This is a genomic window from Paraburkholderia ribeironis (assembly GCF_900019265.1).
Lineage (GTDB): Bacteria > Pseudomonadota > Gammaproteobacteria > Burkholderiales > Burkholderiaceae > Paraburkholderia > Paraburkholderia ribeironis.
Map to the genome: position 1 here is coordinate 62,346 of NZ_CYGX02000005.1, position 13,059 is coordinate 75,404.

Consider the following 13,059-nt stretch of genomic DNA (forward strand, 5'->3'; position numbering starts at 1 on the left):
CATGCCACCGTTGCGAGCTGCCAATCTGCTAGCCACCATCGAAGGCGCACGCCTGCATTCGGGCGCGTGCCAACATTGGCAGCGCTGGGGGCCTTACCTGAGCGAGCGTCAATGGGGCACCGTGCGCGAGGATTACAGCCCGGACGGCACCGCCTGGGACTCCTTTCCGCACGACCATGCGCGTAGTCGCGCGTATCGCTGGGGCGAAGACGGCATTGCCGGTTTCGGCGACGACAGGCTGCGCTGGTGCGTGTCGCTCGCGCTGTGGAACCGCAAGGACCCGATCCTCAAGGAGCGCCTGTTCGGCCTCACCAACGCGCAGGGCAATCACGGCGAGGACGTGAAGGAGTTGTACTTCTACGTCGACGGCACGCCGACGCATTCGTACATGCGCATGCTCTACAAGTACCCGCATGCCGCCTTTCCGTACGAGGACCTCGTGCAGGAAAACGCGCGCCGTTGCGGCGACATGCCGGAGTACGAAATTCTCGATACCGGCGTGTTCGACGATCAGCGCTATTTCGACGTGCAGGTCGAATACGCGAAGCACGCGCCGGACGACATCGTGATGCGCGTGACGATCGAGAATCGCGCGGATGAGGCCGCGTCGCTCGATGTGCTGCCGCAGATCTGGGCGCGCAACACGTGGTCATGGAAGGGTAGCCCGGACAAGCCGTCGCTGGTCGCCGGCACGGACCACAACGGCGAGGTCCAGTTGATCGGGCGTCAGGAAGGTTACGCGCCGATTGTCGTGACGGCGTGGTCGAAGGACGCGCCGCAGCTCGTGTGGCTCTTCTGCGAGAACGAGACCAACGTCAGGCGCCTGTTCAACACGGACGGCGCCGGGCCGTTCAAGGATGGCTTCAACGACTATCTCGTGCACGGCGACCAGCAGGCGATCCGCCGCGACGCCGGCAGCAAGGCCGGCGCGCATGCGGCGCTCGAATTCGCTCCGCATGGGCGCGCAGTGGTGTATCTGCGCTGGCGTCCGCAGTCGGCGCCCGACGACGCGCAGTTCGATGCCGATGCGGTGTTCACGCGCCGTATCGCCGAGGCCGACGAGTTCTATGGCGCGTTGCAACACGAGATGGCCGATCCCGACGCGCGTCTCGTGCAGCGTCAGGCGCTGGCCGGCATGCTGTGGTCCAAGCAGTACTACCAGTACGACGTGCAGCGCTGGCTCGACGGCGACCCGCTGCAACCCAAGCCGCCGGGGAGCCGCAAACACGGCCGCAATGTGGATTGGCGGCACCTGTGCAATGCGGACATCGTATCGATGCCGGACAAGTGGGAGTACCCGTGGTACGCATCGTGGGATCTGGCGTTTCATGCGGCCGCGCTCGCGTTGATCGACCCGGCGTTTGCGAAGCGCCAACTGCTGCTGCTGGTGAAGGACCGCTATCAGCATCCGAACGGCCAGCTGCCCGCGTACGAATGGGCGCTCGGCGACGCCAACCCGCCCGTGCATGCGTGGGCCGCATGGCGCGTGTACGAGATCGACCGCGCGCTCACCGGCAAGCCGGATCGCGATTTTCTCGAACTTATGTTCCATAAGTTGCTGCTGAATTTCTCGTGGTGGGTGAACCGCAAGGACGCCGACGACCGCAATATTTTTCAGGGCGGCTTTCTCGGACTGGACAACGTCGGGATTTTCGACCGCTCGTCGCCGCTGCCGACTGGCGGCCATATCGACCAGGCCGACGGCACCGCGTGGATGGCCGCATATGCGCTCGACCTGATGCGCATGGCGCTCGAACTGGCGTATGCGAACCATGTGTTCGTGGATATCGGCGTGAAGTTTTTCGAGCACTTCCTGTATATCGCCGAAGCGGTGAGCTGCGAGGACGGCTGCGATACGGGCCTGTGGGACAGCGCAGACGAGTTCTTCTACGACAAACTGCGCCTGCCCGACGGCAGCAGCATGCCGATGCGGATACGTTCGATCGTCGGTCTGATCCCACTGTTCGCCGTGCAGGTGCTCGAAGAGCGTCTGCACGGCGGCTTGCCTGGGCTGCGCGAGCGGCTCGTGTGGTTCCTCGAACATCGCCGGGATCTGGCCAGGCTGGTCTCGCGCTGGAACGAGCCCGGCAAGGGCAACACGTTGCTGCTGTCGGTGTTGCGCGGTCATCGGATGAAAGCGCTGCTGCGCCGTGCGCTCGACGAAAGCGAATTCCTTTCCGATTACGGCGTGCGGGCGTTGTCACGGTGTCATCGCGATCATCCGTTCGAGTTCGATCTCAACGGCAAGAGTTTCTGCGTCAAGTATCTGCCGGCCGAATCCAACACGCGCGTGTTCGGCGGCAACTCGAACTGGCGCGGCCCAGTGTGGATGCCGGTGAACTATCTGCTGATCGAATCGTTGTACGAATTTCACCGCTATTACGGCGACGATTTCCGCGTCGAATATCCGACCGGCTCAGGGCAGAAGTTCTCGCTTAGCGAAATCGCCGACGAACTGGCGCGCCGCGCGACCACGCTGTTCCTCAAGAACAAGGACGGCGAGCGGCCGGTGATGGGTGCTTATCCGCTGTTGCAGGCCGACCCGCGCTCGCGTGATCTGATCCTGTTCCACGAGTATTTTCATGGCGACAACGGGCGCGGCGTCGGCGCGTCGCATCAGACCGGCTGGACCGGGCTGGTTGCACTGCTCTTGCAGCCGCGTGCGATGGCGTCCTCGGGCAATGTGCCGGTGACGGGCGCCGCGGACGGTGAGCCGATTGCTGCCGCGGCTCCGGTTCCGGTTGCTGCTGCCGTTGCAGAGCCAGTCGCCGCGCCGGCCAGTGCGCCCGCGTCCGCTCCCGAACCGGCGCCCGCACTCGCCACCACGACGATGAAGTAGCATCACAACGCGAACGCACGCGCGGTGACATCGACCCGACCATTGCGCGTGCGGCGCGAGTCGCGTGACCATTTTTGAACTGTGTGGGTTCAAGCGTGGTCTTTCATGTACCCCATCGGTTCCATTGGCTTGCGCGAGTGAATCCCATGTCGACTACACCGAACACCCAGGCTTCCAATCAACCCGCCGCCACTGCGGCGCTGAGCTGCAAGATCAGCGCGAGGCAACACGATGCGCCGGCGTCGCCGCCCGGCAAGCGGCCCGCGCCGCCTTGCACGCTGGTGATCTTCGGCGCCGGCGGCGACCTCACCCGGCGGCTCCTGATGCCCGCGTTGTACAACCTCGCGGTCGACGGGCTGCTCGACGGCGGCATGAAGATCGTCGGCGTCAATCACGGCGAGCGCGAGACGAGCGAGTGGAGCGAAGACCTGCACAAGTCGCTGCAGCAATTCGCCGCCGACAAGGCCAGCACCTTCCATGCCGGCAAGCTCGACGACGCCGCGTGGAACTGGGTCGCGCAACGCCTCGAGTACATGGCCGGCGAATTCGAAACCGACGATACCTTCACGAAGCTCAGGCAGAAGCTCGCGCAAACGCCGGGCGGCAACGTGATCTTCTATCTCGCGGTCGGTGCGCGCTTTTTCAGACCGATCGTCGAGCATCTCGGCAACGCGGGTTTGCTGAAGGAAAACGACGGTAAAAGCAGCGGCAAAAGCAGTGGCAAAAGCGGCGGCGGCTTTCGCCGCCTCGTGATCGAGAAACCGTTCGGCACCGATCTCGCGTCGGCACGTGATCTGAACGCGCACATCCTCTCTTACGCGAACGAATCGCAGGTGTATCGGATCGATCACTTTCTCGGTAAAGACACCGTGCAGAGCATTCTCGCGGTGCGTTTCGCGAATGCGATGTTCGAGCCGGTATGGCGGCGCGAATATATCGACAACGTGCAGATCACCGCGGCGGAAACGCTCGGCGTGGAAGGGCGCGGCACGTTCTATGAGCAGACGGGCGCGTTTCGCGACATGGTGCCGAACCATCTGTTCCAGCTGCTCGGCATGGTCGCGATGGAACCGCCCAACTCGTTCGACGCCGAAGCCGTGCGCGACAAGAAGGCCGAGATTCTCGACGCGATCCGCCCGCTGGCCCCGGACGACGTGGTGTTCGGTCAATACGAAAAGGGTCCGGCGGGCATCGGCTATCGCGAGGAGCCGGACGTCGCGCCCGGCAGCACGACGGAAACCTACGTCGCCGCACGCGTGCTCGTCGAGAACTGGCGCTGGGCCGGCGTGCCGTTCTATTTGCGCACTGGCAAGCGGCTTGCCATGCGGCGCACGGAAATCTCCGTGCAACTGAAGCCAGTGCCATTCCGCCTGTTCCGCGATACGCCGGTCAGCGCGCTCACGCCGAACGTGCTGACCTTGCGCATCGATCCCGCGCACGGGCAGACTTTCGACTTCAACGTGAAGACGCCGGGTCCGGTGATGCAGGTGGGCGGGGTGCAGTCGTCGTTCGACTATGCCGACTTCTTCACGGAGCGCGCGAACGTCGGCTATGAGACTTTGCTCTACGACTGCATGCTTGGCGACGAGACGCTGTTCCAGCGGGCCGATAGCATCGAAACGAGCTGGTGCGCGGTGGACGACGTGTTGCATCCGAAGGGCGGTGGCGCGCTGCCGGTGCACGGTTATGCGGCCGGCAGCGAAGGCCCTGCTCAGGCCAATACGCTGCTCGCACGCGACGGCCATGCATGGCGGCCGTTGAAAGCGGATACGGTCCAGAAAAAGTAAGGTCAACACATCAATACGAGCGGGGGGTACCGTGGCCACACGTAAGACGAAAGCGACGAGCAGTACTGAGGAGCGGATTCTGGCGATCGACGTCGGCGGCACCGGGCTGAAGGCTGCGGTCATCGACGCGGACGGCCAGATGAAAACTGCGCGCGTGCGGGTGGCAACGCCGCATCCATGCACGCCCGACCAGCTGGTGGACGCGTTGGCGCAGCTGGTGGCGCCACTCATCGAACAGGCGCCGCCCACGCGGATGTCGATCGGCTTTCCGGGCGTGGTGCGCGACAACCGGATTCTGACCGCGCCGCATTTCGGCGTCGAAGGCTGGCACGACATCGCGCTCGCCGATGCGTTGGCGCAGCGCCTGGGTGGCTTGCCGGTGCGCATGATCAACGATGCCGAGATGCAGGGCTTCGCCGCAATCGAAGGCCATGGCCTCGAATTCGTGCTGACGCTCGGCACGGGCGCGGGCACCGCGATGTTTCGCGACGGCGAGCTGATGCCGCATCTCGAACTAGCTCATCACCCGGTTAGCAACAAGGGCGTCGCGTACGACGAATACATCGGCGAGGCCGCGCGTGAGAAGGTTGGGAATAAGCGTTGGAACCGGCGTGTGCACAAGGTGATCGGCATCCTGAATGCGCTGGTGAATTACGATAAGTTGTGGATCGGCGGCGGCAACGCGGCGCGCCTCAAGTTCGACTTGCCGGCGAACGTGGCGACCGTATCGAACGACGCCGGTATCGAAGGTGGGGCGCGTTTGTGGCATCCGCGTTCGGTGCGCGAGACGCGGCAGTTTCCGGAAGCGAATCAGCGCACCGGACGATTCAAATAGGCTCGAACAGGGGAATCCATGACATGAGGTGATTCATGATGACTCGAAGCGAGTTGGGCGTCGCACGGCGCCTGCTATCTGTCGGAGTATGTGGCGTGCTCGCTGTCGCGACCGCGCAATTGGAAGCGGCGGACGCGGCCGAGGCGTTTGCGGTTGCGTCGCCGGGATTGGCCGACGGCGGCACGCTGCCTTCGACTCACGCGGCCAGCGCGAACCAGTGTGGTGGCGGCAACGTGTCGCCGGCGCTGCAGTGGCACAACACGCCCTCCGGCACGAAGAGTTTCGCGGTCACGCTGTTCGATCCCGACGGCGCGAAGGGACTCGGAGTCGTGCACTGGATCGTGTATGGCATCGCACCGTCGACCACGGGGCTCGCGGCCGGCGCCGCCGCGCCGCCTGGCAGCGTCGCCGGCACGAATCGGACTGGCGGCCCCGGTTATTTCGGACCCTGCCCGCCGGTCGGCGACGTGCCGCATCATTACATGGCGCAGGTCTATGCGCTCGATCTGCCGCCCGATGCGCTGCCGGCCGGTTTGACGAGAGACGCGCTGCACGCGGCCATCAAAGACCATGTGCTGGCAACGAGCAGCACGGTGCTGCGCTATGGCCGATGACACGCCGGTGGTTCGCGATGTGCCGCCGGGCCGCCGCAAAGCACGCGGAGGCGAATCACGCAGACGGCTTATCGCGCCGCGTCGCCCCAACGATATTGCACGCTGGCTTCATCGAGTTGCGTCTTGATCTGCGCGTCGAGCGCGAGTTCGGACGCCGCGAGTGTATCGCTCAACTGCTCCACGCGGCTCGCACCGATGATCGCTGACGTGACGAGCGGATTGGCCAGCACCCACGCGAGAGACACGCGGGTCAACGATTCGCCGGTCGGCGCGACGATCGCCTTCAACTGCTCGATCGTCTCGAACTCGCGCTGGTGCCAGTACCGCTGCTGGTACATCGCGCCAGCCTTGCCGACGGACTCGGTGAAACGTCCGCTGGTCGGGGCGGCGTCCAGTTGATGCTTGCCCGTCAGCAAGCCGCCCGCGAGTGGGTTGTAAGGCATCACGGCCAACTGCTCCTCGTCGGCCAACGGTAGCAACTCCCGTTCGATCTGACGGAACAACAGGTTATAGCGAGGCTGCACCGAGACGAACCGCGCGACGCGCAACACGTCGGCCCGTCCCAACGCACGCGCGAGCCGATAGGCGAGAAAGTTCGAGACGCCGATATAGCGCGCTTTGCCCGAGCGCACGATCACATCCAGCGCTTCGAGCGTTTCGTCGAGTGGCGTATGCGCGTCGTCGGAATGGAGTTGATACAGGTCGACGTAGTCCGTGCCGAGCCGGTGCAGCGACGCGTCGATCGCATCGAGCAGATGCTTGCGCGACGCCCCTTGATCCCATGGCGCGGGGCCCATCTTGCCCACTGCCTTGGTCGCCAGAATGAAACGGTCGCGTTTGCCCTTCAGCCAGCGCCCGACGATTTCCTCGGTGCGTCCAGCGATGTTCTCGTCACCGCCGAGCGGATAAACATTGGCGGTATCGATAAAGTTCACGCCGGCGTCGGCCGCCGTGTCGAGAATGCGATGTGAGACCTCTTCCTCGGTCTGCAGGCCGAAAGTCATCGTGCCGAGACAAAGGCGCGACACAGTCAGGCCGGTGCGGCCGAATTTGCGGTATTGCATGGTCAACTCCAATGATGGGCGGAACAGGGGCGGATGCTGTGTTGCAAAAAGGATAACCGGTGTCGCGATTCAATGTCGGCGGCGCGCGCAAGGTTTTCATTATTCTTTCGGTGAACTCCGAGTTTTTCCGCGAGGAGATGAGCCGGAGGATCCTCGGGCGTTGGCACGCCATCTTCCTTCCATCGGCACGCCGCTCCGTGCGAGACTATCGCAATGACGCGGCAACTGAGCGGCAACGGCGCCCCGATCGGCGCTCTGGTCAGCACGCGGCGCACCGGGTGCGAACCGGTCGAACGGTTCACGCGATTGCTCGATTGATCACGCCTTGCTGGCGTCCTCACTTTCCATCGGACCTCTATGAAAACATCGCGGCGCCATTTTCTGATGCTGGGCATGGGCATGGGCGTGGGCTCGTCGCTGGTTCTGTCCCGCGCGGCCTTCGCCGACACCGCCAATCGACTCAGCGCAACCGATCCGAAGGCGCAGGCTGTCGGCTACGTGGAAGACGCGTCAAAGGTCGACAAGGCAAAATTTCCTGCCTATGCAGCGGGCCAAACGTGCGCCAACTGCTCGCTGTTCCTGGGCAAAGCCACGGATGCATACGGCGGTTGCACGCTATTCGGCGACAAGCAGGTCGCCGCCCGCGGCTGGTGTAGTTCGTATACGAACATGTGAGCGGGGACGGCAACGGCAACGGCGATGACAACGGCGGCGCGCCCGCGTCGCCCGGAGCACGCGTGCGCGCCGCGCAAGCATGCCCGTGCAACGCCGGTCACATCAATGCCTTCAACACCAGCTCGTGCGAGTGACCGATCCATACGGCCGCATCGCGATGGTCGCGCAGTGCGTCGCCGGTATTCGGATGCAGGAAGACATCGAGGGCACCGTGATTCAGTGTGAGCCAGCCGACCACGTCGGCAAACTGCGTCTGCGCGAACGCGAGTTGAAATGACCACATAGGGTGCGGCCCGACCGGGCGCTCGTGAAAGCGGCCGACTTGCAGTTGGCCGCTCCAGCGCGCTTCGATCTGCTCGCGCAAGGCCCACGCGGCGTCGCGGCTGCTCGCATCGAAATAGACATGGGCGTGCCAGGTGTCAATGGCTGAGGTATCGCGAGAGGTCATATCAAAGTCCGTTACGTATCAGTCTCTATCCGACAGTCATTCTGCTCCGGCTTCGGCTGCCGCGCGTGGTGCGCACTGCATGTAAAGCTGCATGTCATCTTCGCCGACGACTTCAAAGCCGAGGCGATCGTACAGGCGTTTCGCGGGATTGCCCTTGAGCACCTTCAACGTGACCGGCAACGCGTCGGCCTGGGCGGCATGCATGACCCTACGCAGCACACGTTCGCCGATGCCGCGCCCTTGCAGCGCCGGTGCAATCTGCAATTGCACCACCACCCAGCCGGTCTCGGTGCGATGCGCTTTCAGCAAGCCGGCCGGCGTGCCGTCGACACAGATCACCCACGCGGTGTCGTAACGGTGCAGCAGGCGCGCACGATGCGTGACGTCGTCAACCGGTTCGCCGACGCGCGCCAGGTGCTCGGTCATGGTGGCCTTGCGCAGTTCGAAGAGGAAGGCTTCGTCGGCGGCAAGCGCTGGACGCAGCGTCAACGCGGGTTCTCGAGTAGACATGTCGGTGATGTTCCTGCGCATGGGCGGCTAGCAAGCATTGTCGCGAATTGTCGCGCCGGCAATGCTCTTTTTCCACGATCAACGATTTCGTTGTCGCGGCCAGCCGCGATGACGGGCCACATTCCATCATGGGTGCGGGCCGCTTACAGCGGAACGAATCGGCTGTTACATCGATTCGTCAAATTAGCCCGCCAATGCCCCTCGCTTCGCGCAATTGCATTGGCAGGCGCCCGCTTACACTGTTTTCCATGGAGCGACAAGACACCGAGCTCCATCGACGCGGTCTTCCCCCCGCGTTGTTTTGAACCGTACCGTTGATGGCAGTGTGCCGCGGTTGTCGAACGCGGCAGGGCAGTGACGCAGTAGGAAGTAGAAGCAATGCAACAATCGCGCAGATCGAAGCAATATGGGCGCGAATCAGCCGGGGTGCAGCCGGTGTAGTTAATGGCGAAGGACCGCGCTGTAATGCAGGTGCAGTTCCATGTAGTAGCAGTAACGACTTTGGCAGCAGAAGTGGCAGTAGCAGCAGAATTGGCAGTAGCAACAGAAATGGCAGTAGCGGCAGTAGCAGCAGTAGCAGTTTTACGCAGCAACAGCTTTGTAAGTTTGATGGCTATAGGTCGGCGAGCATCCACGCGCGTGTACGACTGTTCCATCCTGTCCGGCCCTGTTCCCTCGCGGGAACAGGGTTTTTTTTCGTCGACATGCATTTGCGACTTGTATCTGGCAGGTTCGAACCGATATGCAGCCATTGCGTCTTGCACGCGGCACGGCAGTCAGTCGTGCCACGGCCCGCCACGGGTCGTCACGAGCCGCCACGAACCACCGTGCCGTTAGCTCATTGCGAGCGCGATTCGAGATTGCTTGTTACGATGGCTGCACGGACTCGCATCAGATGCGCGCACCGCAATCGGGTGGCGAAGCCGGAAGTGAAGGAGATTGAATCGGTATGTCCAGTAAATCGTGCGTCCGTAAGCACAGCCAGCCGGCCATGTCGCCGCTTTTGCGTGCATTGACCCATAGCCGCGCCGCGCACCAGCCGGTCATGGCGACCATGCTTCTGCAGGGATACGCCGCCCTCGATGCATTCCAGCGCGGCCACGGCTCGCGCAATCTGCACACGACGCTGAGCCGGCATCTGCTGGTGGCGCAAGAATTGGCGCGGCTCGGTCTCGGCGAGGATTGGGCTGCGGATATCGAACGCGCACATGCGGCAATGGTTCGACTCGACGCCCGCGAACACGCAGACGGCCAGTGGACGCTCGAGGACGGCGACTACGCCCGCCTGTGCACGGCGCTGGCGATTCTCGACGCACAACTGTCGGTGGCATCGTTGAGCGAGATTGCGAGCGCGGAAGCGAGGATGATCGAAGGCCTGATGCGGTCCGCGCAGGTGCGGGCGATTGCGGAGGCGGTAGTCTGAGTCGTGCGGTTTCGCGGTTGGCAATCCAAAGAGCGCTCTGAATTGGGCGCTTTTCTATTCGGCGGCGTCAGGTCGTCGCCTCGCGCGCTTCAGTGGCGGTGCTTCGGCATGCCGTTGAACGCGGTTGCGCTGTGCCCATCCCCAACTGCACGAGCCGTGAACTGCCTGAGGTCAGCGTCGGAAATGGGCGCCGGATCGGGTTTGCCGGAGCCAGCCACGCTTGCTAGACTGGCTTTCGTCCATTCGCCGCAAGCGCGCCGGTCGCCGTCCGGCAGCAGCCGGAAGTTCACGCGGCGCGATCTATCGGAGAGGCCATGTCCTACATGCTGCTCATCGTCGAACCCACTCATCAGCGCGCCGAGCGCGGTGAAACCGCTGGCCGCGAACTCTACGACCAGATGGTGCGCTTCGCCGCTGACCTGAAAGAGCGCGGCAAGCTGCGCGGGGTCGAATCGCTCACTTCGCAGGATGACGCCGTGCGCGTGCAGGTCCGCGGCGGCCAGCCGAAACTGCTCGACGGTCCTTTCACCGAAGCGAAGGAAATGGTCGGCGGTTTCTTCCTGCTCGATTGCGACACCCGTGAAGAGGCCGTGGCGATCGCGCAGGCGTGCCCGGCCGCAGCGTGGTGCACGGTCGAAGTCCGCAAGCTGGGGCCTTGTTTCATGTAGATGAGAACGCCCAGTGGCTGCGCTGCACCCCGGGTTTTCACCAGGCAGTCCGCCGGCGTGTCGATCCGGCCGCGCATTGCTCGTCGTGTGAGTACGGAGCCAGCCAACGTGCCCGGCTCTTTCCATCACAACGAACAGGAGTAGTGGCCATGCGATTCATGATCCTGGTAAAAGCGACGGCCGCGAGCGAAGCCGGTCAGATGCCGGAGGCGTCCCTGATGGCCGCGATGGGCACATATCACGAGGAACTCGGCAAAGCCGGCGTGCTGCTCGACGCCACCGGCTTGCAGCCGAGTTCGAAAGGCTGGCGCGTGCGTTACAGCGGGGGCAAGCGCACGGTCGTCGATGGTCCGTTCACCGAGGTCAAGGAGCTGATTGCCGGCTATACGCTGATTCAGGTGCGCTCGCGCGAAGAAGCGATGGAGTGGGCGCGTCGTTTTCCGGCGCCGTTCGGCGAGCAGGCCGACGGTGAAATCGAAGTGCGGCAGTTGTTCGAACTCGACGACTTCGAACCCGGCCCGGAGGTAGATCGGTTCCGTGACCTGGAAGCCTCGCGACGCTGACTCATGGGCCGCATTGCTCGCCGTTTCAACCGTCACTTCAGCGACAACATCCATGGGATGCTGCCGGTCAAGGATTTGTGCAAGTCGTACGGGCACGGCTTCGAAGACATCGGTGACCGCATCGGGGAGTTGATCCATATGGATCCGAACACGCAGGCAGCGGGTAGCGGGTTGAGGCCGTGACGACGTCGGCCACCCATCGTGCCATCGAGGCAGTCTGGCGGATCGAGTCCGCCAAGGTCATCGCCTACGTCGCGCGGATGGTGCGCGACGTGGGGCTCGCTGAAGAGCTGGCCCAGGACGCGTTGGTGGCCGCGCTCGAACATTGGCCGGACGCGGGCGTGCCCGACAATCCCGCAGCATGGCTGATGGCGACCGCGAAGAACCGCGCGCTCGACCGCTTGCGCCAGGAAGCGCTGCACGCGCGCAAGCGCGAGGAGCTGGGTCAGGATCTCGACGCGTTGGAGGCCCATCTCGTGCCGGATTTCGTCGATGCCCTCGATGCCGCACGCGCCGACGATATCGGCGACGACCTGTTGCGGCTGGTGTTCACCGCATGCCATCCGGTGCTGTCTACCGATGCACGCGTAGCCCTCACATTGCGGTTGCTAGGCGGCCTCACCACGGACGAAATCGCACGCGCGTTTCTCGTGCCGGAGCCGACCATCGCACAGCGGATCGTGCGGGCCAAGCGCACGCTGTCGGCGGCGCGCGTGCCGTTCGAGGTGCCGCAAGCGGACGCGCGCGCGCCGCGTCTTGCGTCGGTGTTGCAGGTGATCTACCTGATTTTCAACGAAGGCTATTCGGCTACCGCAGGCGACGACTGGATGCGTCCATCGTTATGCGAGGAAGCGCTGCGGCTCGGACGCGTGCTCAGCGGTCTCGTGCCCGACGAAAGCGAGGTGCACGGCCTCGTCGCGTTGATGGAGATTCAGGCGTCGCGCACGCATGCGCGCACCGACGCGCAGGGCCGTCCGGTGCTGCTGCTCGATCAGGATCGCAGCCGCTGGGACCCGTTGCTGATCCGCCGCGGGCTCGCTGCGCTAGCCAACGCGCACGCGTTGGGCGGCGCGAGCGGGCCGTATGCATTGCAGGCCGCGCTGGCTGCCTGTCACGCGCGGGCACACCGCGCCGAAGATACCGACTGGCTGCAGATCGTCGCGTTATACGACGCGCTCGCGCAGGTGGCGCCGTCGCCGGTGGTCGAGTTGAATCGGGCGGTCGCGGTGGGCATGGCGTTCGGACCGGCTGCCGGTCTGGAGATTGTCGACGCGCTCGCCGCCGATGCGGCGCTCGCGAATTATCACTGGCTGCCGAGCGTGCGCGGCGATCTGCTGGTCAAGCTCGGGCGAGTGGAAGAAGCGCGCGTCGAGTTCGAACGCGCCGCCGCGATGACGCGCAATGCACGCGAGCGCGAGTTGCTGCTCGACCGAGCGCGCGGCCTCGCGCATTGAACCTGAACCGCACGTCAGCTAGCGGATCAACTGACGCACGCCCAACGCGACGATCAGCCCGGGAATCACCACGCCGGCGATGTACACGGAGAACACGCCTGGAACGGCGGAACCATCAACCATACGACACTCCTTGTTTCGGATCGACTGCGCAGCGCAATCCGCAGCGCAATCGCGGC

General features: G+C 64.1%; 13 protein-coding genes. 10 read left to right on the forward strand and 3 right to left on the reverse strand.

Going from position 1 to position 13,059, the window contains the following annotated elements; translation table 11 throughout:
* Position 1 precedes the first annotated feature (1 nt).
* The 4 genes from BN2475_RS01715 (at position 2) to BN2475_RS01730 (ending at position 6,075) form a co-directional block, all read left to right on the forward strand.
* The gene (locus BN2475_RS01715; RefSeq protein WP_094777850.1) at positions 2-2,839 is read left to right on the forward strand and encodes an MGH1-like glycoside hydrolase domain-containing protein; all 2,838 of its coding nucleotides are present in this window, start codon (positions 2-4) and stop codon (positions 2,837-2,839) included.
* Positions 2,840-2,985: 146 nt separating this feature from the next.
* Positions 2,986-4,626 (forward strand): glucose-6-phosphate dehydrogenase, encoded by a 1,641-nt coding sequence (gene zwf, locus BN2475_RS01720; protein ID WP_094777851.1) that lies wholly within the window; start codon positions 2,986-2,988, stop codon positions 4,624-4,626.
* A gap of 31 nt (positions 4,627-4,657) precedes the next feature.
* Positions 4,658-5,461, forward strand: coding sequence for an ROK family protein (locus BN2475_RS01725; RefSeq protein ID WP_094777852.1), 804 nt, complete (start codon positions 4,658-4,660; stop codon positions 5,459-5,461).
* 38 nt (positions 5,462-5,499) lie between these two features.
* A complete protein-coding gene (locus BN2475_RS01730; RefSeq protein ID WP_094777853.1) occupies positions 5,500-6,075 on the forward strand; it encodes a YbhB/YbcL family Raf kinase inhibitor-like protein in 576 nt (191 codons plus the stop codon).
* 68 nt (positions 6,076-6,143) lie between these two features.
* Here the strand turns inward: BN2475_RS01730 and BN2475_RS01735 are convergent, their stop codons facing one another.
* Complete coding sequence (locus BN2475_RS01735; RefSeq protein ID WP_094777854.1) at positions 6,144-7,139, reverse strand: aldo/keto reductase; 996 nt, start codon at positions 7,137-7,139, stop codon at positions 6,144-6,146.
* 357 nt (positions 7,140-7,496) lie between these two features.
* Between BN2475_RS01735 and BN2475_RS01740 the strand changes: the two genes are divergently transcribed.
* Complete coding sequence (locus BN2475_RS01740) at positions 7,497-7,814, forward strand: high-potential iron-sulfur protein (protein ID WP_094777855.1); 318 nt, start codon at positions 7,497-7,499, stop codon at positions 7,812-7,814.
* 97 nt (positions 7,815-7,911) lie between these two features.
* Here the strand turns inward: BN2475_RS01740 and BN2475_RS01745 are convergent, their stop codons facing one another.
* Together BN2475_RS01745 and BN2475_RS01750 are read right to left on the reverse strand one after the other, a co-directional pair.
* Complete coding sequence (locus tag BN2475_RS01745; protein WP_094777856.1) at positions 7,912-8,262, reverse strand: DOPA 4,5-dioxygenase family protein; 351 nt, start codon at positions 8,260-8,262, stop codon at positions 7,912-7,914.
* A gap of 36 nt (positions 8,263-8,298) precedes the next feature.
* A complete protein-coding gene (locus BN2475_RS01750; RefSeq protein ID WP_094778014.1) occupies positions 8,299-8,772 on the reverse strand; it encodes a GNAT family N-acetyltransferase in 474 nt (157 codons plus the stop codon).
* Between the two features lie 949 nt (positions 8,773-9,721).
* On the opposite strand from BN2475_RS01750, the gene BN2475_RS01755 reads away from it, so the two are divergent.
* The 5 genes from BN2475_RS01755 (at position 9,722) to BN2475_RS01775 (ending at position 12,880) form a co-directional block, all read left to right on the forward strand.
* Positions 9,722-10,195 (forward strand): hypothetical protein, encoded by a 474-nt coding sequence (locus tag BN2475_RS01755; RefSeq protein ID WP_094777857.1) that lies wholly within the window; start codon positions 9,722-9,724, stop codon positions 10,193-10,195.
* 314 nt (positions 10,196-10,509) lie between these two features.
* Complete coding sequence (locus BN2475_RS01760) at positions 10,510-10,863, forward strand: YciI family protein (RefSeq protein WP_094777858.1); 354 nt, start codon at positions 10,510-10,512, stop codon at positions 10,861-10,863.
* A 149-nt stretch (positions 10,864-11,012) separates the two neighbouring features.
* Positions 11,013-11,426 (forward strand): YciI family protein, encoded by a 414-nt coding sequence (locus BN2475_RS01765; RefSeq protein WP_094777859.1) that lies wholly within the window; start codon positions 11,013-11,015, stop codon positions 11,424-11,426.
* Positions 11,427-11,429: 3 nt separating this feature from the next.
* Entirely contained in the window at positions 11,430-11,609 is a 180-nt protein-coding gene (locus BN2475_RS01770) for a hypothetical protein (protein ID WP_094777860.1), read from the forward strand.
* The gene (locus BN2475_RS01775) at positions 11,606-12,880 is read left to right on the forward strand and encodes an RNA polymerase sigma factor (protein ID WP_094777861.1); all 1,275 of its coding nucleotides are present in this window, start codon (positions 11,606-11,608) and stop codon (positions 12,878-12,880) included. Before BN2475_RS01770 ends, BN2475_RS01775 begins: the two co-directional genes overlap by 4 nt.
* Positions 12,881-13,059 lie beyond the last annotated feature (179 nt).